The sequence below is a fragment of the Aeromonas sp. QDB56 genome (assembly GCF_027705505.1).
Classification (GTDB): domain Bacteria; phylum Pseudomonadota; class Gammaproteobacteria; order Enterobacterales; family Aeromonadaceae; genus Aeromonas; species Aeromonas caviae.
Genome location: NZ_JAPDBZ010000016.1, coordinates 18,291 through 39,697, shown reverse-complemented (window position 1 = coordinate 39,697; position 21,407 = coordinate 18,291). Strand labels below are relative to the sequence as shown.

The following is a 21,407-nucleotide window of genomic DNA, read 5'->3' as shown; positions in this document are numbered from 1 at the left end:
AGGATTGAGTGTCGCGCCGGGTATCCGGCGCGACCTTGCCTGGGTTTAAACGGATAACGCGGGATGCGCGTGGTGATGCCCAGGCTGCCACGCGGATGCACGCAAGAGGATAAAGCGCAATGTCCAAACAGATTATGGTGCCGGATATCGGTGCCGATGAAGTTGAAGTCACCGAGATCATGGTGGCCGTGGGTGACAAGGTCGAGCTGGACCAGTCCCTGATCGCCGTGGAAGGTGACAAGGCCTCCATGGAAGTGCCGGCCCCCGCCGCCGGTATCGTCAAAGAGATCCTGATCAAGGTGGGCGACAAGGTTGCCACCGGTTCCCAGATCATGGTCTTCGAATCCGAGGGGGCTGCCGCACCTGCTCCGGTCCAGGCTGCTGCCCCGGTTGCTGCCGCGCCGGCCGCTGCTCCTGCTGCTGCCGCTCGCCAGGACGTCAACGTGCCGGACATCGGTGGTGACGAAGTCGAAGTGACTGAGATCATGGTTGCCGTGGGCGACATGGTTGAAGCCGACCAGTCCATCATCGCCGTGGAAGGTGACAAGGCCTCCATGGAAGTGCCGGCACCGTTCGCCGGTCGCGTGGTCGAGATCAAGGTTGCCGCCGGCGCCAAGGTTTCTACCGGCTCCCTGGTGATGGTCTTTGAAGTGGCGGGCGCTGCCCCGGCCGCTGTTGCCGCGCCGGCTCCTGCTGCTGCCCCCGTGGCTGCCGCTGCTCCGGTTGCCGCCGGTGCCAAGGACGTCAACGTGCCGGACATCGGTGGTGACGAAGTGGAAGTGACCGAAATCATGGTCGCCGTGGGTGACAAGGTTGAAGCCGACCAGTCCCTGATCACCGTGGAAGGCGACAAGGCCTCCATGGAAGTGCCTGCGCCGTTCGCCGGTGTGGTCAAGGAGATCAAGGTGAAGGCGGGTGACAAGGTCTCCACCGGTTCCCTGATCATGGTATTCGAAGTGGCGGGTGCCGCTCCGGCTGCCGTGGCTGCTCCGGCTCCTGCCGCAGCACCTGTTGCTGCCGCTCCGGCTGCCGCCGCTCCTGCGCCGGTTGCCCAGGCTGCTGCCGCCTCCGATTTCGTCGCCAACGACGCCTATGTCCACGCCTCCCCGGCTGTACGCCGTCTGGCGCGCGAGTTCGGTGTCAACCTGGCCAAGGTGAAAGCCTCCGGTCGCAAGGGTCGCATCGTCAAAGAAGACGTGCAGGCTTACGTGAAGGATGCGGTCAAGCGCGCCGAGTCCGCTCCGGCTGCCAGCACCGGCACTGGCAACGGCATGAGCGTCGTGGCCTGGCCGAAGGTTGATTTCAGCAAGTTCGGCCCTGTCGAAGAGCTGGAACTGACCCGTATCCAGAAGATCTCCGGTCCTGCCCTGCACCGCAACTGGGCCATGATCCCCCACGTCACCCAGTTCGACGAAGCCGATACCACGGATCTGGAAGCGTTCCGCAAAGAGCAGAACATCCTGGCCGAGAAGCAGAAGCTGGACGTGAAGATCACCCCGCTGGTGTTCATCCTGAAGGCGGCCGCCAAGGCCCTGGAAGCCCATCCGCGCTTCTGCAGCGCCCTGTCCGAAGACGGCAGCAAGCTGATCATGAAGAAGTACATCCACATCGGTGTGGCGGTGGATACCCCCAACGGTCTGGTGGTTCCGGTGGTTCGCGACGTCAACAAGAAGGGCATCCACGAGCTGTCCCGCGATCTGGCCGAGATCTCCAAGAAGGCCCGTGCCGGCAAGCTGACCGCTGCCGACATGCAGGGCGGTTGCTTCACCATCTCCAGCCTGGGTGGCATCGGCGGTACCAGCTTTACCCCGATCGTCAACGCGCCGGAAGTGGCCATCCTGGGCGTCTCCAAGTCCGAGATGAAGCCGAAGTGGAACGGTAAAGAGTTCGTGCCGCGCCTGATGCTGCCGCTGGCTCTGAGCTACGACCACCGCGTCATCGATGGCGCCGACGGTGCCCGCTTCATCACCACCCTGAGTGGTGTGTTGTCCGACATTCGTCGACTGGTCCTGTAAGTGAGAGGGCGGGCCCAGAGCCCGCCCTTTTTGCTTCTCATTTCGTTAACAGGATTGTAAACTTGCCCCGTTTTTTTCACGGCTGCAGCGGCCTTGTTTGGCATAAGACTGTGCTGTCCGGGGATATAAGAACGACAAAGAGGTCATGATGAGTAAAGAAATCAAAACCCAGGTCGTAGTACTGGGTGCTGGCCCTGCCGGTTATTCCGCTGCCTTCCGTGCGGCTGACTTGGGTCTGGATACCATTATCGTCGAGCGTTACTCCACCCTGGGTGGCGTCTGCCTGAACGTGGGTTGCATCCCGTCCAAGGCACTGCTGCACGTCGCCAAAGTCATTGAAGAAGCCAAGGCGCTGGCCGAGCACGGCATCGTCTTCGGTGCCCCGCAGACCGACATCGACAAGGTGCGTCTGTGGAAAGAGAAGGTCATCAACCAGCTGACCGGCGGTCTGGCTGGCATGGCCAAGATGCGTAAAGTCCAGGTCGTGAACGGCTTCGGCAAGTTCACCGGTCCGAACACGCTGGAAGTGGAAGGCGCCGACGGCAAGACCACCGTCACCTTCGACAACGCCATCATCGCCGCCGGTTCCCGTCCGGTGAAGCTGCCGTTCATCCCCCATGACGACCCCCGCGTATGGGACTCTACCGATGCGCTGGAGCTGACGACCGTTCCTGGCAAGCTGCTGGTCATCGGTGGCGGCATCATCGGTCTGGAGATGGGTACCGTGTACTCCTCCCTGGGTTCCGAGATCGACGTGGTGGAATTTGCCGACCAGCTGGTACCGGCTGCCGACAAAGACATCGTCAAGATCTACACCAAGCGCGTTGCCAAGAAATTCAACATCATGCTGGAGACCAAGGTCACCGCCGTTGAAGCCCGTGAAGACGGCCTGTACGTCTCCTACGAAGGCAAGCACGCCCCGGCCGAGCCGGTTCGCTACGACAACGTGCTGGTTGCCGTAGGCCGTGTGCCGAACGGCAAGATGCTGGATGCCGAGAAGGCCGGTGTTGCCGTCAACGAGCGCGGTTTCATCGAAGTCGACAAGCAGCTGCGTACCAACGTGGCCCACATCCACGCCATCGGCGACATCGTCGGTCAGCCCATGCTGGCCCACAAGGGTGTACACGAAGGCCACGTGGCGGCCGAAGTCATCGCCGGCAAGAAGCACTACTTCGACCCGAAAGTGATCCCGTCCATCGCCTATACCGAGCCAGAGATGGCCTGGGTGGGTCTGACCGAGAAGGAAGCCAAGCAACAGGGTCTGAACTTCGAAGTCGCCACCTTCCCGTGGGCTGCTTCCGGTCGCGCCATCGCGTCCGACTGCTCCGACGGCATGACCAAGCTGATCTTCGACAAGGAGAGCGGCCGCGTCATCGGTGGTGCCATCGTGGGTACCAACGGCGGTGAACTGCTGGGTGAAATCGGTCTGGCCATCGAGATGGGTGCCGACGCTGAAGACATCGCGCTGACCATCCATGCTCACCCGACTCTGCACGAGTCCGTGGGTCTGGCTGCCGAAGTGTTCGAAGGCTCCATCACCGACCTGCCGAACGCCAAGGCCAAGAAGAAAAAATAATCTTCTGCCCGTTTCATAAGAAAAGCCGCTCCATGGAGCGGCTTTTTGTTGTCTGTCTTTCGGCACCCAGCGGTCAGCAGCGCCCCTTCTTGGCCTGTCCCGGTGGGCAGAAGGTACCGTAGCCTCCGCGATCCCCGTCGCTGACCCGGATCCGGGTATCGTCCACGCTCACGTCGGCACCGTGCACCCGCACGGGCCCGCTGCTGCAGGCGCTGAGCAGCCCCCCCAGCACTATCATCACGACCAGCTTGCCCATAACTCCTCCTCTCATTTTCCTGATTATGGGGCATTTTCAGAAGCCGGTGGAGGTGGCGCAAAAGCGCCTGCGTCACGGCTTGCCGTGGTGGCGACAGAGGGCGCCGCTGCGCCCTCTGTCGGGTGATGAAATGGGAGTCAAAAGTTACAGCCGGAAGTTGCCGACCAGCTTGTCGAGCTCGCCGGAGAGGTGCTGCAGGTTGCGGCTCGACTCGGTCAGGTGATGGGCGATATCGGCGGTCTCCATGGTGAGCTGGTTGATAAGGATGGACTCCTGCTCCTTGGGCATGCCGCGCTCGACCCAGTCCAGCACGAAGCGGTCGTTGGCAAGCTGTCTGGCGGCATTGGCGACCGAAGTGAGATCCTTCTCGATCTCCTTGCCGATGCGCTGGGTCAGGTTGGGCAGCTCCTGCTCGAACATGCGGTTCTCGATCAGCTGCTGGGCAGAACGCTGGCTGAAATAGCCCACCAGCAGGCAGGAGAGGGCCACGGCGAGGATGACGGTGGCCAGAATTTTCTGTTTCAGTGTCAGGCTTGCGAACATAAGGGTGACTCGGAAGTGTGAACCAGGGTTGAACTCATAATAGCGGCTGATTTGGCGCGCTCTTGAGGCGGCGGGGGCGTTTATTGTCGATTAACGTTTGCGCTCACACCCGGATTGGACTGGATTGGCGCCCGATTTTGCCGAGACATCGTCGCAAGCGGGGCGACCCCTCGCCAGCACCCCGGCTTGCGGTTAAAGTGCTTGCACTTATAGTAGGCTGCACCTGACTGGCGGCCTGCCCGCTCGACTCGCACCGGATTTATGGACTTTCATATGCGCATCTTTCATCGGGGATGGACCCATCTGCTCGTGCTCCTGCTGGCGACCCTGCCGTTCATGGCGGCGGCCGGAGCCAATGATCCCGCGCCTTCTGCCAAAAACCCGGGGGCAACCAAGATGGATCGTCCGAAGATCGCCCTGGTACTGAGCGGCGGCGGGGCCAAGGGGTCGGCCCATATCGGGGTGCTCAAGGTGCTGGAGGCAAAGCACATCCCGGTGGACATCATCGTCGGGACCAGCATGGGCTCCTATGTGGCGGGCATGTATGCCATGGGGCTTAGCGCCGAGGAGGTGGAGCGCACGACGCTGGCCATCGACTGGAACAAGGGCTATCAGGACAAGGTGGGACGCGACGAGCTCTCCCTGCGCAAGAAGCAGCAGACCGAGAAATACCAGCTGCGCACCGACATCGGGGTCAACGGTGACCAGACCCAGTTGCCGGACGGTTTCTTCCAGGGACAGTCCATGGCCAGCCTGCTGCGCCACGCCACCTCCAACCTGCCGGCGCAAAAGAGCTTCGACAACCTGCCTATCCCCTATCGCGCGGTGGCGACCGACATGGAGACGGTGACCCCCTTCGTGCTGGATCACGGCAGCCTCGCCAAGGCGATGCAGGCCTCCATGTCCATTCCCGGTGCCCTCAAGCCGGTGGACTGGGACGGCCGCATCCTGGCCGATGGTGGCACGGTCAACAACATGCCGGTGGACGTGGCCAAGGCCATGGGGGCCGACGTGGTGATCGCGGTGGACATCGGCGCCAAGCTGCGTACCCGGGAGTCCCTCAAGTCGGGATTGGCCATGATCGATCAGCTCACCACCTACATGACCCAGGTGGGGACCGAAAAGCAGAAGGCGCTGCTGGGCCCCAGGGACATCCTGCTGACCCCCGAGTTCGGCAACATGGGGATCGCCGACTTCGCCCTGATGCCGGAGGGGATCAAGATCGGGGAGGCGGTCGCCAACAGTGCTGCGGCCCGGCTCGATGCGCTCTCTCTCTCGCCCGCCGCCTACGCCGACTATCGCAACGGCAAGCTGAGCCGGCGTGCCGAGCGCAGTGGCCAGCCCGCCTACTACATCGACAAGGTGGAGATCATCAACAAGTCGCGCCTCTCCGACGACACGGTGCGGGCCATGCTGAACGTGCGCCCGGACAAGGTGCAGACCTACGAGAGCCTGGAGGCGGGGATCCGTCGCCTCTACGCCCTGGAGTCGTTCGATCGCATCACCTACGAGGTGGAGGAGCGGGACGGAGAGAACGTGCTGGTGGTGGACGCCAGCGAGAAGAACTGGGGGCCGGGTTATCTCAACTTCCAGCTCGGTTTCTCCGATGACTTCGAGAGCAGCTCCAACTACAACGTCGGCATGTCCTACACCCTGACCAACGTCAACGACTGGGGAGGCGAGTGGCTGACCGAGGCGTCCCTCGGGACCGCCAAGCACCTCAAGACCGACTTCTACACCCCGCTGGAGCCCTCCCAGACCTACTTCGGCGAGACGAGCCTGGCCTACGACAAGACCCAGCGACGCGTCTTCTTCCCGGAAGAGAGCAGGTCGTCGTCCGGGGTCAGCTATCTGGACTCCGAGTACAGCTTCACCAGCGTGGATCTTGCCGTCGGCTGGAATCGCCAGCCCTGGAGCCGCTTCTCCCTTGGGCTGGAGGGCAAGATCGGCAGCGTGGAGATCCAGAACCTCACCAACGCGGATGCCGATGCCTCTGCCTGGGGACCCTACATCCGCTTCGAGCACGACACCCTCGACAGCCGCTACTTCCCCTATCAGGGGGTCTACTGGGACATCAAGGGGGGCTACTCCTACGTCGATCTCGACCCCTCGGACGGCCCCTCCGAGCAGGCCGAGGGGGTGAATTACCGGCTGGTGATGATCAAGCCCTGGTCCTGGGACAGGCACAGCCTCAACCTGATGCTGGAAGGGGGCGGCTCAAGCTCCCAGGAGACGGTACCGCTGTTCGTGCAGGATCTGGGGGGGCTGTTCCGCATGTCCGGCTTCCAGCATTACCAGTTGAGCGGTCGATACAGCCTGTTCGGCGGATTGCGCTACATCTACCGGGTGGCGGACAACGACTTCGGTGCCTTCAAGGCGCCCCTGTTCCTCGGGGGCTCCCTCGAGCAAGGGGGGGTCTGGGACAAGGGAGAGGACATCAGCATCGAATCCTCCTATACCTCGGGTTCCCTCTATATGGGGGTGGAGAGTTTCCTCGGTCCCATCTTCCTCGGCTATGGCATGGCGGAGGGGGGGCACGACATGTTCTATCTGCAATTGGGCACTACGTTCCAATAAGGGCGAAATGCTGCCTTTTTGTTAACTCACCTTGGGTGGGCGGCTTGTCACTCTAAAAAAACCTAATAGGTTTATATGGTTATGCTGGTTTGATGAATAACTGCACAGGGTTTGGATTTTAATTAGTCGTTAAAACTTATATAGTGGGGGGCACCCTACGGGTGTCCCGCAAGGACGATCGCCGCGAGCTTGGGCGAACCCCAAAAAAAAGACCAAAGAGGAATTAGTCGTGCTTGAAACATACCGTAAACACGTCGCAGAACGTGCCGCCGAAGGCGTGGTCGCCAAACCTCTGGACGCAGAGCAGGTTGCCGCCCTGGTTGAGCTGATCAAGAATCCGCCCGCCGGCGAACAGGACTTTCTGAAAGAACTGTTGTCCTCCCGCATTCCCCCGGGTGTTGATGAAGCGGCCTATGTGAAAGCCGGCTTCCTCACCGCCGTCGCCAAGGGCGAGGCCCATTCCCCCATCCTGACTGCCGCCGAAGCCGTCGAGCTGCTCGGTACCATGCAGGGTGGTTACAACATCCAGCCGCTGATCGACCTGCTGGACGATGCGACCCTGGCTCCTCTTGCCGCCAAGGGTCTCTCCCACACCCTGCTGATGTTCGACTCCTTCCACGACGTGGAAGAGAAGGCCAAGGCGGGCAATGCCCACGCCAAGCAGGTGCTGCAATCCTGGGCCGACGCCGAGTGGTTCCTGAACCGCCCGGCCCTGGCCGAGAAGATCACCGTCACCGTGTTCAAGGTGACCGGCGAAACCAACACCGATGATCTGTCGCCGGCGCCGGACGCCTGGTCCCGCCCGGACATTCCGCTGCACGCCCTGGCGATGCTGAAGAACGCCCGTCCCGGCATCACCCCGGACAAGGATGGCGTCATCGGCCCCATCAAGACCATTGATTCCCTGAAAGAGCAGGGCTTCCCGCTGGCTTACGTGGGTGACGTGGTCGGTACCGGCTCTTCCCGTAAATCCGCCACCAACTCCGTGCTCTGGTTCATGGGCGACGACATTCCGTTCGTGCCGAACAAGCGTGCTGGCGGCGTCTGCCTCGGTGGCAAGATTGCCCCCATCTTCTTCAACACCATGGAAGATGCCGGTGCCCTGCCCATCGAAGTGGATGTCTCCAAACTGGAGATGGGCGATGTCATCGACATCTTCCCCTATGAGGGCAAGATCACCCGCCACGGTACCGACGAGGTGCTGGCCCGGTTCGAACTGAAGACCGAGGTGCTGATCGACGAAGTGCGCGCCGGTGGCCGTATTCCGCTGATCATCGGCCGTGGCCTGACCGACAAGGCCCGCGAGGCGCTGGGTCTGCCGTTCTCCACCGTGTTCCGCCGTCCGCAGCCGGTGGCCGATACCGGCAAAGGTTTCACCCTGGCCCAGAAGATGGTGGGCAAGGCATGTGGCGTGAAGGGCATTCGCCCGGGCACCTACTGCGAACCCAAGATGACCACGGTCGGCTCCCAGGACACCACGGGCCCCATGACCCGCGACGAGCTGAAAGACCTGGCCTGCCTCGGTTTCTCCGCCGATCTGACCATGCAGTCCTTCTGCCACACCGCGGCCTATCCCAAGCCCATCGACGTGCAGACCCACCACACCCTGCCGGACTTCATCATGAACCGCGGCGGTGTTTCTCTGCGTCCGGGCGACGGCGTCATCCACTCCTGGCTGAACCGCATGCTGCTGCCGGATACCGTGGGTACCGGTGGTGACTCCCACACCCGTTTCCCCATCGGTATCTCCTTCCCGGCTGGCTCTGGTCTGGTGGCCTTCGCCGCCGCCACCGGCGTGATGCCGCTGGACATGCCGGAATCCGTGCTGGTGCGCTTCAAGGGCGAGCTGCAGCCGGGCATCACCCTGCGTGACCTGGTCCATGCCATCCCCTACGCCGCCATCCAGAAAGGGCTGCTGACCGTCGAGAAAGCGGGCAAGAAGAACATCTTCTCCGGCCGCATCCTCGAGATCGAAGGTCTGCCGACCCTGAAAGTGGAGCAGGCGTTCGAACTGGCGGACGCCAGCGCCGAGCGCTCTGCCGCTGGTTGCACCATCAAGCTGGATAAAGAGCCGATCATCGAGTATCTGAAGTCCAACATCGTGATGCTGAAGTGGATGCTCTCCGAAGGCTACGGCGACGTGCGCACCATCACCCGCCGCATCAAGGGGATGGAAGAGTGGCTGGCCAACCCGGTACTGATGGAAGCGGACAAGGACGCCGAGTACGCCGAAATCATCGAGATCGATCTGGCCACCATCAAGGAGCCGATCCTGTGCGCGCCGAACGATCCGGACGATGCCCGTCTGCTGAGCGACGTGGCGGGTGACAAGATTGACGAGGTGTTCATCGGTTCCTGCATGACCAACATCGGCCACTTCCGCGCCGCCGGCAAACTGCTCGAGAAGTATCAGGGCGAGCTGCCGACCCGCATGTGGATCGCGCCGCCCACCAAGATGGACAAGGATCAGCTGACCGAAGAGGGCTACTACGGCATCTTTGGTCGGGTCGGTGCCCGCATCGAGATTCCGGGCTGCTCCCTGTGCATGGGCAACCAGGCGCGGGTAGCGGAAGGGGCCTCCGTGGTCTCCACCTCCACCCGCAACTTCCCGAACCGCCTGGGCAAGGGTGCCAACGTCTATCTGGCCTCTGCCGAGCTGGCTGCGGTTGCCGCCATCATCGGCAAGATCCCGACCGTGGAAGAGTATCTGCAGTACGCCAAGACCCTGGACGCCACTGCTGCCGACACCTATCGCTACCTGAACTTCAACGAGATCGCCTCCTACACCAAGAAGGCCGATGCGGTGATCCTGCAGCAAGCGGTCTGAGACTCGCCGGTCTGACCACTGAAAATAACAATGCCGCGTCTCGACGCGGCATTTTCCATTTCAGGGGGCTGCGCGATAATGACCCGCCATGCCCAGCAACGGCGTCGTCGATTTGCCTGGTACGCGCGTTGCGCTTTCGTTGTCTGGCCATGATGGCCCCACCGTTTCCTGGTGGGCATTTTTATACCGCGGTACCTGCGAAGCGGGCCCGCGCATTGCGGCGTGGTTGCTATGTTTCTGTTCCGGATTGATCTGGCCCGCATGAAGTGGCGCCTTGGTTGTGCCCTGCTGGTGTTAGCCCTGCCCCTGGTGGTGGGAGGGTGGATGGTGCATGACAGCTACGAGCAGGAGCTGAAGAACGATGCCAGTGCGTCAGCCAGCAAGGCCAGAACCTTGCTGGAGCGCATGCTGGATCAGGCCGAGCGGGCCAACCTCGAGGTATTGCCGCTGGCCGGTCGACCTTGCAGCGACAACCTGCTGCTGCTGCGCAAGCGAGTGGCGCTGGAGCCGTTCCTGCGCTCCATCAATCTGGTGCGACAGGGGATCATCAACTGCACCTCGCTGTTCGGGCCTGCCAGGGAAGTGGATGACGGCTCCCGCTACACGGATCGCAAGTTGCTGCTGATGAGCGGCAACCTGGTGCGCAAGAATCACCCCTTGCTGGTGGTGCGTCAGGAGCGGGGGCGTGATGCGGCACTGAGCGCCATTGACAGCAGTCAGCTCAGTTTCATGCTTACCCTGAGCAGCGATCCCAGCGAGCTGTTCTTGCAGGTGGGGTCCGCCTGGCTCGATGAGTCCGGCCACTTCCAAAGCGATCCGCCGAAACTGCACAGCAAGTTTGCCCTGATACTCGCCTCCCAGCGTTACCCCTTCACCATCCACGCCGGTTATGCCATGCCGATCTACTGGCGTGCCCTGTGGGAGGCTCGCCATCTGCAGCTGATCTGGCTGGGAGCCAGTTCGCTGGTGCTCTCACTGCTGGTGTGGTGGCTGCTTGGGCGGCCGGGGGCCCTGACGGACGAGCTGAGACGCGGGCTGCGAGCCAGGGAGTTTGTCCCCTATCTGCAACCGCTGATCGCCAGCAAGGGCGGCAAGATGGTGGGAGCCGAGGTACTGATGCGCTGGCAACATGCCACCGAGGGGCTGATCCGCCCCGATCTCTTCATCCCCCAGGCGGAAGAGTCTGGCCTGATCGTGCCCATGACGGTCAACCTGATGAAGACGGTGGCCAAGACACTCCACCCGGTACAGGAGCAGTTGCCCGAGGCATTTCACATCAGCTTCAACATCAGTGCCATCCACTGCCGGGACCTCTCCTTGGTGGCGGAGTGCCGCGACTTCCTCGGCCATTTCGTTCCGGGACGGGTGGTGCTGGTGCTGGAGCTCACGGAGCGGGAGCTGCTGGTGACCAGCCCGCAGACCCTCTCCCTGTTTCGCCAGCTCGACGAGATGGGGGTGCAGCTCGCCATCGATGACTTTGGCACCGGCCACTCCAGCCTCATCTATCTGCAGCAATTCCACGTGGACTATCTCAAGATCGACCGCTCCTTCATCGGCCGTATCGGGACGGAGTCCCTCTCCGAGCACATCGTGGACAACGTCATCGACCTTGGGGGACGGCTGGGGTTGTCCCTGGTGGCCGAAGGGGTGGAGACGGAGCAGCAGGCCGCCTATCTGAGAGGCAAGGGGGTCCAGTATCTGCAGGGATACCTGTTTGCCCGCCCCATGCCGATACGCCAGTTCTGCCGGGAGCTGACGGCGGGAGAGATACAGGTCGCCGCCGGGCGCACCGCCCAGGGCTAGGCCGCGCCCACCAGGCTGTGCAGCCAGTTCACCAGGATGTCGTGGGGGCTGCCGGGTTCGGGTGGCGCGGGGGCGAGCAGGTGATAGCCGGTGCCGTCGGGGACGAAGCCGAGCGGTGCCACCAGCAGGCCGGCCTCGATATCGTCGCACACCTGCCGGTAAGGGCCGATGGCGACTCCCAGCCCGGCGACTGCCGCCTGCAGGCTGAAATAGAAGTGCTCGAAGGTCTGACCCGGCACCTCCTCGTCGGCGGACATACCTGCGTGCTGCTGCCACTCCAGCCAGGCGCCCGGACGGGTCTTGGTGTGCAGACGGGGGGCCGTTGGCCTGAGGGCCTGCACATCCCCCCTGGGTTCAAAAAAGTGCGCCACCTTGCCCGGCGGGCAGACAGGGCCGGTCCGCTCTTCGAAAAGCAACTGGCTGTAGAGCTCGGCAGGCCAGTGAAAGTCGTTGCGCCGGATGGCGAGATCGATGCCGCTGCCAAAGCTGAGGGCGCCGCCGCCCGCCATCAGGTGTACGTCCAGCTCCGGGTGCAGAGCCTGGAAGGCGGGCCAGCGCGGGATCAGCCAGCGCATCAGGAGGGTGGGTTCGCAGGAGAGCACCAGCGACTGGGGACGGCTCTGCTGGCGCAGGGCCTGCGCCGTCTGGCGGATGCTGCCCAGCCCCTCCCTGACCGCCTGATAGAACCGTTCACCCGCGTCGGTCAGAAAGACCCGGCGCTGGCGCCGCTCGAACAGCATGACCCCCAGATCCTCCTCGAGCAGTCGTACCGCCCGGCTGATGGCGCCATGGGTGAGATGCAGTTCATCGGCGGCGCGGCCGAAATGCTCGGTGCGGGCAGCCACCTCGAAACAGCGCAGGGCGGTAAGGGAGGGAAGCGAGAGGGCTTTTTGTGAGTTTTTTTCACCATTCATGTCAGAAATCATCGTTCGTTATTGGTGTTGTTGGTAAATAAAATAGCCGATATCCTCTCTAATCAGGACTCTTTTCATGACCGAACTGTTAGCCGTTGTCGCCATTACCCTCTTTGCCGTCATCAGCCCCGGGCCCGACTTTGCCATGGTGTCGCGCAACAGCCTACTGCTCTCGCGCCGCACCGGCGTGCTGACGGCGATCGGCATCGCGGCCGGGGTCTGCGTGCACGTGGCCTACACCCTGCTGGGGGTGGGCCTGCTGATCCAGCAATCCCTCTGGCTGTTCAACCTCATCAAGCTGGCAGGGGCCGCCTATCTCATCTTCCTCGGCATCAAGATGCTGCGGGCCAAACCGGCTGCCGATGAAGAGAGCATCTGTCAGCCTGCCCTCTCCAGCCTGGGGGCGCTGCGCACCGGATTTCTGACCAATGTGCTCAATCCCAAGACGACCATCTTCATTGTCAGTCTCTTCATGCAGGTGGTGCAGCCGCAGACGCCGCTGGCGGTCCAGATCGGCTATGGCGCCTTCATCGCGCTGGCGCACGCCCTCTGGTTTGGTGCGGTGGCGCTCTTCTTCTCCACCCCTGCGGTGCGGGACCGACTGCTGGCGGTACGCCACTGGATCGATCGGGTGTTCGGGGGGCTGCTGGTGGGATTCGGCATGTTGCTGGCATTGACCCAGCAGACGCGCTGAGGCGGGGAGGGGCGCTCCCCCTATCCACCCCCGACTGTAGGGTCTTGTTTTTCATGCCTTGGCAGCCACTTTTCGGTAGAATTGGCGCTCATTTTGAAGTCAGATGAGGCGCGGTATGACGGTCAGGTTCCAGGCATTTCACAGCATCAAGGCGATTGGCAATCGGGAGGTGCTGTTCAACTGGTCCAGAACCAACCCCCTCGGCGCCCTTGATCAGGTGTGGCGCCCGACGACCCGTGACGAGCTGCAGCAATTGCTGCGGGAATACCCCGAGCGCAAGCTGCGGCTCATCGGCTCCGGCCTCTCTTTCGAACCCATCCACAGCGTCTACGCGGAAGGCAGCCAGGCGCTGCTGGTGGACCTGCACCACCTGCGCGGCCAGCTCGACAAGACTGCCGATACGGTGACCTACCTGGCGGGGACGCCGCTTGATACCGTCTATGCCGACCTCATCGCCATGGATCGCATGCTGCCGGCATCCCCCGGCGTCATCGGCATCCAGACCCTGGGCGGTGCGCTCAGCACCGGCACCCATGGGCAGGGATTGCACCAGTCCGCCCTGTGCGATGCGGTGGCTGCCCTGACCGTGATGCTGGCGAGCGGCGACATCATCCGTGTGGATCGCACCGATCCGCGCTTCGGCGCCTTCGTGATGGGCATGGGGATGCTCGGCATCCTGCTGGATGTGACCCTCAACACTGTGCCCAACCGCATCATGCGCTGCACCAAGTTCACCACCGACTACCCCTTCCTGCTGGAACACAACGAGCGCCTCAACCGGGAACACGCCTTCGTGAAGAGCTGGTGGTTCGCCTGGACCGGCGAGAGCCACATCTGGCTGGTGGATCCCGCCTCCGATGACGAGGTGGCCCGCTACCGGGCCGGGGGCAGCGAGCCGCTGGTGCTGGAGGGAGACATGGACGAGCGCATGAACCTGGCGCTCAATGCCACCATAGACGCGACCCTGCAGAAGATGGCCAGAGACACCAAGGACGAGGCCAGGGCAGGCGAGCACTTCGAGACGGTGCGCCGCTTCAAGGACGCCTCGGATCTGGTGGGCAACGTCTACCAGATCCTCTGCAAGGGGATCCCGGCGCCCCAGATCAACTGCGAGGTGGCCGTGCCCCTCGAACGCATGGGGGAGGCCCTTGCAGTCCTGCAGGCATGGCAGGAGGCGAACCCCGGCGTGCTGCACTACCCCTTCATCCTGCGCTGCACCGGTCCCTCCGTGGCCTGGCTCAGTGCCGCCCATGACAAGTCGGTGTGCTGGATAGGTTTTCTGGTCTATCTGGCGGCAGACGGGACCTTCGTCGGGGGCTCCATGGAGCAGATGCGCGAGTTGCAGCAACTGCTGGTGCCGCTCGGCGGTATTCCCCATTTCGGCAAGCACCTGGCGATGGACCTCTACGACTTCCCGGCCCTGTTGCCGCGCTGGCACGACTTCCTGGCCCTGAAGCGGGAGCTTGACCCCCATGGCCGTTTCGAAAACCGCTGGCTCGGCGACCTGTTCGCCAACCGGTAAGGATCTGACATGACCGATATGCAAGACACTCGCTTACTCATCCTCCTGCCGATCAGAGGGGGGGCAACCCGATGACAGACATGCAAGACACCCGCATCCCCGTGACCCTGCTGACCGGTTTTCTCGGCAGCGGCAAGACCACCTTGCTCAACCACTGGGTCAAGCAGCCCGAGCTCGGGGAGTGCGCCGTGCTCATCAACGAGTTCGGCTCCGTGGGGCTGGATCACCATCTGGTACAGCAGGTGGACGAGCAGGTGGTGCTGCTCGATTCCGGCTGCATCTGCTGCTCGGTGCAGGGCTCCCTGGTGGAGGCGCTGCAGGGGCTTTTCATGAAGGCCATCCAGCGCAAAATCAAACCCTTCAAACGGCTGATCATCGAAACCACTGGTCTGGCCGATCCGGCCCCTGTGCTGTTCACGTTGAGGGAAGAGGGCTTTATCGCCCAGCGCTACCGCTTCGACGGCACCGTCACCGTGGTGGATGCCGGTCATATCGAGCAGCAGCTGGCCGCTCAATATGAGGCGGTCAAACAGGTGGCGCTGGCGGATCTGCTGGTGGTGAGCAAGGGCGATCTGGTGGATGAAGAGACCCTTGCTCGGGTGGAAGCCCAACTGGCGGCCCTCAATCCGGCAGCCCCCATCCAGCGGGTCAGCAATGGGGTGCTCTCACCTGCGGTGCTGGAGAAACTCGGCGCCTACAACGAGGCAGCGGGGCGCGACGTGCGCCAGTTGCTGGCCTGGCTGCGTACCGAATCCCCGAAACAGGGGCTGGCTTCGCCCATGCAGCCGAAGATGACGCCGTTTGCCGCCAAGGTGGGGACGGCCGCGCCCACCCGCTTCGAGCACGGCAATATCGAAAGTTTCTCCCTGCGCATCGGCGAGCCGCTCAAGCCCTCCCGCCTGCTGGCCGCCATCGATGCGGTGCAGGCGCAATACGGTGATGCCCTGCTGCGTCTCAAGGGGATATTGCAACTGGAAGGGGAGAGCCAGCCCGTGGTGATCCACGGCGTGCACGGCCAGCTCTATCCGTTGCAGGCGCTGGGGGAGTGGCCCGAAGGCAAGGCCCAGTCCCGGCTGGTGTTCATCGTGAAGAGCCAGGACAGGGTAGGCATAGAGCAGTTGTTCCTCTCAACCCTCAAGGCCCCCGAACCCAGCCTGGAAGAGCACCTCAAGGCCATGCTCGGCCAGCCGGATGCCTGATATGCTGATATGACCCGCGCTCGTGCGGGTCTTATGTGATGAGGAGAGACAGAACCATGCCTGACAGCTCCCCGATGGTGACGCCCGCCCAGCGCAAATGGCTGCCCTGGCTGACAGCGGTCGGTTTTTTCATGCAGACCCTGGATGGCACCATCCTCAACACTGCCCTGCCCAGCATGGCCGAGGCCCTGGGCGAGAGTCCGCTGCAGATGCAGTCCGTCATCATCGCCTACATGCTGACGGTGGCCCTGCTCATTCCCGCCTCCGGCTGGCTGGCGGACAGATTCGGCACCCGCCGGGTCTATCTGGTCGCCATCCTGCTGTTTACCCTGGGTTCCCTGGCCTGTGCCATCGCCAACACCCTGCCCATGCTGGTGATCGCCCGGGTGTTGCAAGGGGTCGGGGGGGCCTTGCTGATGCCCATCGGGCGTCTGGCGGTGCTGCGGGTCTACAGCAAGCATGAGCTGCTGAGGGTGATGTCGTTCGTCACCATCCCCGGTCTGCTCGGCCCCCTCATCGGCCCGGCTCTGGGGGGCTGGCTGGTGGAGGTGGCGAGCTGGCACTGGGTCTTCCTCATCAACCTGCCGGTGGGCCTGCTCGGCTTCGTGGCGAGCTGGCACTTCATGCCCGACCTTCGCCAGCACACCGCCAGGTTTGACTGGCAGGGGTTTGTGCTGTTCAGTGTCGGCATGGTGCTGGTATCCGTCGGTCTGCAAGGCCTGGGGGAGCACAGCATCTCAACCGGCTGGGCCCTGTTTGCGGTATTGTTCGGTCTGGCCGCCATGGCGAGCTACTGGCTCTATGCCGCCACGGCGGAGCAGCCCCTGTTCAGTCTGGCGCTGTTCAAGACGTCCACCTTCGCCATCGGTATCTGGGGCAATCTGTTTGCCCGCCTCGGCAGCGGCGCCATGCCGTTTCTCACCCCGCTCTTCCTGCAACTGGGGCTCGGCTTCTCCCCGAGCAAGGCGGGGATGACCATGATCCCCACGGTGATCGGCGCCATGCTGACCAAGACGCTGGTGAACAAGCTCATTCCGCGCATCGGTTATCGCCGCATCCTGATCGGCAACACCCTGGCGCTCGGGGCCATGATCGCGAGCTTCTATTTCATCGACAACCAGGTGCCCCACGGCGTACTGCTGGTGTGGCTGGCGGTCTTTGGCGCCATCAACTCCCTGCAATTTTCCGCCATGAACACCCTGACCCTGCAGGATCTCAGCAGCGAGCACGCCAGCAGCGGCAACGGTCTGCTGTCGGTGGTGATGCAGCTCTCCATGAGCCTGGGGGTGGCCATCGCCGCCAGCCTGCTGGGACTCTTCTCCATCGGCCAGCCCGAGGAGAGTGGCCACTGGCTGGAGGGGTTCCACCTCACCTATCTGTGCATCGGCCTGATGTCCATGCTGGCGGCGCTGATCTTCGCCCAGCTGGCGCGGGAAAAGCGCTGAGTCCCAGGCTCAGGGGGCGGGCAGGTAGCTCACGTCGCAGGGTAATCGGGCCAGCAGTCCGGCCAGGTGGGTGGTCTCCAGCAGGAAAGTCTGCTCGGGGTGGCCCGGCGTCCAGGTAAAGGCATGGTGATTCATGAGCACGGGATCCACCAGCAGGGGGATGTCGGCGCGGGGCAGGAAGGGGCAGACGGCTCCCGGCAGGCAGCCAATCTCGGTCTGCATCTCGTCAGCGGTGCAGATGGAGGGTTTGGCACCGAGCGCCGCCTTGACCGCCTTGCTGTCGAGCCGGCCGTCTCTGTGGGTCAGCAGCAGGGCGAAGCGACCATCCTTGAATTTGAGGAAAAGGGTCTTGCTGAACTCGGCCTGCCAGCCGAGGCGAGCCTTGACCCGCTCGTCGGTGGCGTAATCGAGGATGGGTTCGTGCTCGAAGCGCTGGTGGGGCAGGTCGGTGAGCAACTGACGGTTGAAGTCGTGAATGGCATCGAGTGGCATGGGGTTCTCCTGTGATGGCGGTCATCCTGCCACTTGCACCGGCGCAGGCCCAATCACCGTTTCTTATCCATCATCAGCGGAGTCATCAACAAGGGCACCCGAGGGTGCCCTTGTTGTTCAGTGATGCTGCAATTCGCCCGCTTTCCAGTGGAAGGGAATGGGGTCAAGGCGCTGGGAGGCTTTGTCGTAACCTGCCCACAGCTCACCGATGGTGCGACCATCGATGGGGTGGCGGAATGTGGGAGCCAGCTCCGCCAGCGGCCAGAGCACGAAGGCGTTGGTGAGGATCTCGCCGCGCGGCAGCACCAGCGGCGTCTCGCAGACCAGCTCGCCGTAGAGCAGCAGATCGAGATCCAGGGTGCGCGGGGCGAACTTCTTGGCATCCGGCTCGCGGCCGTGAGCGAACTCCATGGCGCGTAGCCGCTGGCACAGGGTCGCCAGGGGCAGCTCGGTATCGGCACCCACCACCAGGTTGTAGAAGGGGCGGCCGTTGAAGCCCACTGCCTCGCTCTCGAATACCCGGGAGACCTGCAACTCGCCGAATTCGGCGTGCAGGGCATCGAGGCCGGCGCGGATATGGCGTTCCCGTTCGATGTTGGATCCCAGACTGATATAGATGCGGGTCATCAGTTGGCGCTCGCAGCCGGCGTGCGATGGCGCAGGATCTCGACCCCGACGCCTGCCGCATTGGGCACGGCACCCGGTTTGGTCAGGGTCACCTTGACCCACTGTACCCGCTCGTCTTCCAGCACCAGGGCGGCGACCTGCTCGGCCATGGTCTCGACCAGCTCCACTATCTTGCCCTGGGCGTGATCACAGATCTTGCGAGAGAGGGTGGCGTAATCCAGCGCCAGATTGATATCGTCGGTTGCGGCGGCTGGGCGGTTGTCAAACCCCATCTCGAGGTCGAAACAGAGCTTCTGGCGAATGCCCTTCTCCCACTCATATACCCCTATGGTGGTCAAAACCTCGAGTCCGCGAATAAACACCTTGTCCATGACAGTACTTCTTCTTTACTCTTGATGGGCTGTGAAAACAGCGCAGGGATGCAGGCCCGGCAAGCAGATTGCCGCTGGCGGCCGGTTTGGGCGACACGCTTTCGGGCAAGCCCGGGCCTGGGAATGTGGCCCGCATCATACCCCATTCATATCGTGGTAAAAACGACCAAGATGACGGCCCTGACGATTTTGATGATTATTCTGGCCTATCTGGGCGGCTCGCTGTCCAGTGCCGTGCTGGTTTCCCGCATCACGGGTCTGCCGGATCCCCGTGACCATGGTTCCCACAACCCGGGGGCGACCAATGTGTTGCGCCTCGGCGGCCGGATGGCGGCGCTGATCGTACTGCTTCTCGACGTGCTCAAGGGGATGGCCCCCGTCTACCTCGCCTGGTATCTGCAGATCAAGCCCGTCTACCTCGGCTTTATCGGGGTGGCCGCCTGTCTGGGCCACATGTACCCCCTCTTCTTCCACTTCCGTGGCGGCAAGGGCGTCGCCACCGCCCTCGGTACCATGCTGCCCATCGGCTTTGCCATGGGGGGCGCCGTCATCACCACCTGGCTGCTGGTGCTGCTGGTGAGCGGCTATTCGTCACTGGCGTCCATCGTGACCGTGTTGCTGACTCCGCTCTTTACCTATCTGCTCAAACCGGAATACACGTTGCCGGTCTCCCTGCTCTCCTGTCTCATCCTGATCCGTCATCACGAGAACATTACCCGCCTGCTCAAGGGGGAGGAGTCCCGCCTCTGGGGGCGCCGGGGAGCGGTCCCGCCAGCAGAAGTGATGAAAATGGATGATGCTGCGCAAAAAAGAGACGAACGAGACGAAAAGTGAAATTTCCCGTTGACCACCTGCCCTAAAATCCGTTTAATAGCGCCCACGCCCAGATAGCTCAGTCGGTAGAGCAGGGGATTGAAAATCCCCGTGTCGGCGGTTCGATTCCGTCTCTGGGCACCATATTTTAGTGCCATGAAATAAAAACGTGTTCATGCACAATGGTTTGAAGTGTGCCGGCTTAGCTCAGTAGGTAGAGCAACTGACTTGTAATCAGTAGGTCACCAGTTCGATTCCGGTAGCCGGCACCATTTGCCCAGATAGCTCAGTCGGTAGAGCAGGGGATTGAAAATCCCCGTGTCGGCGGTTCGATTCCGTCTCTGGGCACCACGAATAATTCCTCCTTAGCTCAGTCGGTAGAGCGACGGACTGTTAATCCGCAGGTCGCTGGTTCGAGCCCAGCAGGAGGAGCCAAATAAAAAGCCCAGCAGCAATGCTGGGCTTTTTCTTTTCCCATTGTCCCCGTCCTGAATATGGCTTATACCTTCTTCCCCGAATAGATGGAGATCTCGATGGGACAAGGTGTGAAACGCACACAGCGCGATTACTCACTGAGGTTTAAATTGTCCCTGGTCGAGCAGATTGAAAAAGGTGAACTCACCTACCAGTAGACACAATTCCAATATGGCATTCAGGGCAATTCGACCATTCTGGTATGGTTGCATAAGCATGGTCTGCAGGGTTGGAGCCAGGGAGCATCGATTAGAGCTGGCAGGATCACATCATGCCTGATCCCGACAACCAAATGTCTGAACAGCGTATCAAGGAGCTCGAGTAGCTGGCGCTGATGAGCCTGGAGGCTCAGTTCTTTGAAGGCGCCTCAATCGTAAAAAACGACCTGGTAAGCTCTCTCGCAGCGGTATGTCGAAAAGCTGACCATCTTCAGTGCTTGCTGGTTCCTCGGAATAAACCGTTAGGCTGACTACAATCGCAATCGGGTCGCCGACCTGCGTCATGCACAAGGGCAGCAGGTAGTGAGCTTTGTGCGCAAAGTTCACTACGGGTGGGCATCCACAAGTAGCATTATCTGCTGCAGGGCCAAGACGATGCTGGGCTGACGGTCTGGTGGGACAGACTGTTTAGGATATTGGCCGAGCACCGTCTGTTGGTGCAGCCCAAACGGGCCTATCACAAGACGCTCCACAGTTTTCAGCGTTTCTATCGCCATCCCAACTTGCTCAAACCCGGCCCGGTGAAAATCACTGCGGTGGCGCCAGGGCAGGTCTTGGTTGCCGACATCACTTACCTGCCGGCAAAGAGCGGGCCACTCTACCTGAGCCTGGTGACGGATGCCTTCTCGCGTAAGATAGCGGGGCATCACGTGCACGCAGGGATGCATGCTGAGTTGGTTGTGATGGCGCAGAGCACTGAAGCAACGGCGTGGCAGCGGGGAGTTTATCTATCACTCGGACGGCAGGGTGCAGTATTGCTCAGGCTTGAATCAGACGCTGTATGAACGGTACGGAGTACAGTACTCGATGACTGATGGGTATGACTGTTATCAGAATGCGCTGGCAGAGCGGGTGAACGGGATACTGAAAGGAGAGTTGCTGTAGCAAAGCCCGTAGGACCTGGTGTAGACGAGGAAGATGGTGCATAAGGTGGTGGGTAGTTATAACCTAGAATGATCGCATTAGGCCTCGCAATGCAGAATCCCCGATGCGGTACATCGGGTTCTGAGTGCCAGAAGTTAACTGAAAACATGTAAACGG

At 62.1% G+C, this 21,407-nt stretch carries 16 protein-coding genes, 4 tRNA genes and 1 pseudogene; 15 read left to right on the top strand and 6 right to left on the bottom strand.

The window, feature by feature from the left end; all coding sequences use genetic code 11:
- The first annotated feature begins 119 nt into the window (after positions 1-119).
- Together aceF and lpdA are read left to right on the top strand one after the other, a co-directional pair.
- Positions 120-2,015, top strand: coding sequence for a pyruvate dehydrogenase complex dihydrolipoyllysine-residue acetyltransferase (gene aceF, locus OKB81_RS04515; protein WP_160837323.1), 1,896 nt, complete (start codon positions 120-122; stop codon positions 2,013-2,015).
- 148 nt (positions 2,016-2,163) lie between these two features.
- Positions 2,164-3,591, top strand: a complete 1,428-nt coding sequence (gene lpdA / locus OKB81_RS04510; RefSeq protein ID WP_010675812.1) for a dihydrolipoyl dehydrogenase — start codon at positions 2,164-2,166, stop codon at positions 3,589-3,591.
- A 73-nt stretch (positions 3,592-3,664) separates the two neighbouring features.
- On the opposite strand, the gene OKB81_RS04505 is transcribed toward lpdA, so the two are convergent.
- Together OKB81_RS04505 and OKB81_RS04500 are read right to left on the bottom strand one after the other, a co-directional pair.
- Positions 3,665-3,847 (bottom strand): hypothetical protein, encoded by a 183-nt coding sequence (locus tag OKB81_RS04505; protein WP_017779057.1) that lies wholly within the window; start codon positions 3,845-3,847, stop codon positions 3,665-3,667.
- Between the two features lie 144 nt (positions 3,848-3,991).
- Positions 3,992-4,390, bottom strand: a complete 399-nt coding sequence (locus OKB81_RS04500) for a hypothetical protein (RefSeq protein WP_160837321.1) — start codon at positions 4,388-4,390, stop codon at positions 3,992-3,994.
- A 273-nt stretch (positions 4,391-4,663) separates the two neighbouring features.
- Here OKB81_RS04500 and OKB81_RS04495 point away from each other — a divergent pair, with 273 nt between their 5' ends.
- The 3 genes from OKB81_RS04495 to OKB81_RS04485 all read left to right on the top strand — a co-directional run bounded on the left by OKB81_RS04495 (position 4,664) and on the right by OKB81_RS04485 (position 11,597).
- On the top strand, positions 4,664-6,967 hold the full coding sequence (locus tag OKB81_RS04495; protein WP_160837319.1) for a patatin-like phospholipase family protein: 2,304 nt from the start codon (positions 4,664-4,666) through the stop codon (positions 6,965-6,967).
- 229 nt (positions 6,968-7,196) lie between these two features.
- Positions 7,197-9,794, top strand: a complete 2,598-nt coding sequence (gene acnB / locus OKB81_RS04490) for a bifunctional aconitate hydratase 2/2-methylisocitrate dehydratase (RefSeq protein WP_049636528.1) — start codon at positions 7,197-7,199, stop codon at positions 9,792-9,794.
- A 231-nt stretch (positions 9,795-10,025) separates the two neighbouring features.
- On the top strand, positions 10,026-11,597 hold the full coding sequence (locus OKB81_RS04485; RefSeq protein ID WP_041213989.1) for an EAL domain-containing protein: 1,572 nt from the start codon (positions 10,026-10,028) through the stop codon (positions 11,595-11,597).
- On the opposite strand, the gene OKB81_RS04480 is transcribed toward OKB81_RS04485, so the two are convergent.
- Positions 11,594-12,511, bottom strand: a complete 918-nt coding sequence (locus OKB81_RS04480) for a LysR family transcriptional regulator (RefSeq protein WP_160837317.1) — start codon at positions 12,509-12,511, stop codon at positions 11,594-11,596. The two genes, OKB81_RS04485 and OKB81_RS04480, sit on opposite strands and share 4 nt — an antisense overlap.
- 76 nt (positions 12,512-12,587) lie before the next feature.
- On the opposite strand from OKB81_RS04480, the gene OKB81_RS04475 reads away from it, so the two are divergent.
- The 4 genes from OKB81_RS04475 to mdtD all read left to right on the top strand — a co-directional run bounded on the left by OKB81_RS04475 (position 12,588) and on the right by mdtD (position 17,371).
- Positions 12,588-13,205 (top strand): LysE family transporter, encoded by a 618-nt coding sequence (locus OKB81_RS04475; protein WP_010675804.1) that lies wholly within the window; start codon positions 12,588-12,590, stop codon positions 13,203-13,205.
- 115 nt (positions 13,206-13,320) lie between these two features.
- On the top strand, positions 13,321-14,727 hold the full coding sequence (locus OKB81_RS04470; protein WP_151027291.1) for a D-arabinono-1,4-lactone oxidase: 1,407 nt from the start codon (positions 13,321-13,323) through the stop codon (positions 14,725-14,727).
- A gap of 71 nt (positions 14,728-14,798) precedes the next feature.
- A complete protein-coding gene (locus OKB81_RS04465; protein ID WP_029314837.1) occupies positions 14,799-15,926 on the top strand; it encodes a CobW family GTP-binding protein in 1,128 nt (375 codons plus the stop codon).
- A 56-nt stretch (positions 15,927-15,982) separates the two neighbouring features.
- The gene (mdtD, locus tag OKB81_RS04460; protein WP_270805133.1) at positions 15,983-17,371 is read left to right on the top strand and encodes a multidrug transporter subunit MdtD; all 1,389 of its coding nucleotides are present in this window, start codon (positions 15,983-15,985) and stop codon (positions 17,369-17,371) included.
- Between the two features lie 9 nt (positions 17,372-17,380).
- Here the strand turns inward: mdtD and OKB81_RS04455 are convergent, their stop codons facing one another.
- From OKB81_RS04455 to folB, 3 genes are all read right to left on the bottom strand, one after another.
- Positions 17,381-17,863: a YbaK/EbsC family protein gene (locus OKB81_RS04455; protein WP_042864868.1), complete on the bottom strand. Its 483-nt coding sequence runs from the start codon at positions 17,861-17,863 to the stop codon at positions 17,381-17,383.
- A 117-nt stretch (positions 17,864-17,980) separates the two neighbouring features.
- On the bottom strand, positions 17,981-18,490 hold the full coding sequence (gene folK / locus OKB81_RS04450; RefSeq protein WP_041211771.1) for a 2-amino-4-hydroxy-6-hydroxymethyldihydropteridine diphosphokinase: 510 nt from the start codon (positions 18,488-18,490) through the stop codon (positions 17,981-17,983).
- Positions 18,490-18,861, bottom strand: coding sequence for a dihydroneopterin aldolase (gene folB, locus OKB81_RS04445; RefSeq protein ID WP_010675798.1), 372 nt, complete (start codon positions 18,859-18,861; stop codon positions 18,490-18,492). Before folB ends, folK begins: the two co-directional genes overlap by 1 nt.
- Before the next feature lie 171 nt (positions 18,862-19,032).
- Here folB and plsY point away from each other — a divergent pair, with 171 nt between their 5' ends.
- From plsY to OKB81_RS20855, 6 genes and pseudogenes are all read left to right on the top strand, one after another.
- Positions 19,033-19,695 (top strand): glycerol-3-phosphate 1-O-acyltransferase PlsY, encoded by a 663-nt coding sequence (gene plsY / locus OKB81_RS04440; protein ID WP_029314836.1) that lies wholly within the window; start codon positions 19,033-19,035, stop codon positions 19,693-19,695.
- A gap of 47 nt (positions 19,696-19,742) precedes the next feature.
- A tRNA-Phe gene (locus OKB81_RS04435) sits at positions 19,743-19,818 on the top strand.
- Positions 19,819-19,870: 52 nt separating this feature from the next.
- Positions 19,871-19,946 (top strand) — tRNA-Thr (locus OKB81_RS04430).
- A 3-nt stretch (positions 19,947-19,949) separates the two neighbouring features.
- A tRNA-Phe gene (locus OKB81_RS04425) sits at positions 19,950-20,025 on the top strand.
- A gap of 8 nt (positions 20,026-20,033) precedes the next feature.
- Positions 20,034-20,109 (top strand) — tRNA-Asn (locus tag OKB81_RS04420).
- A gap of 98 nt (positions 20,110-20,207) precedes the next feature.
- Positions 20,208-21,248: pseudogene (locus OKB81_RS20855) on the top strand (IS3 family transposase); the annotation flags it as partial.
- Positions 21,249-21,407: the final 159 nt, after the last annotated feature.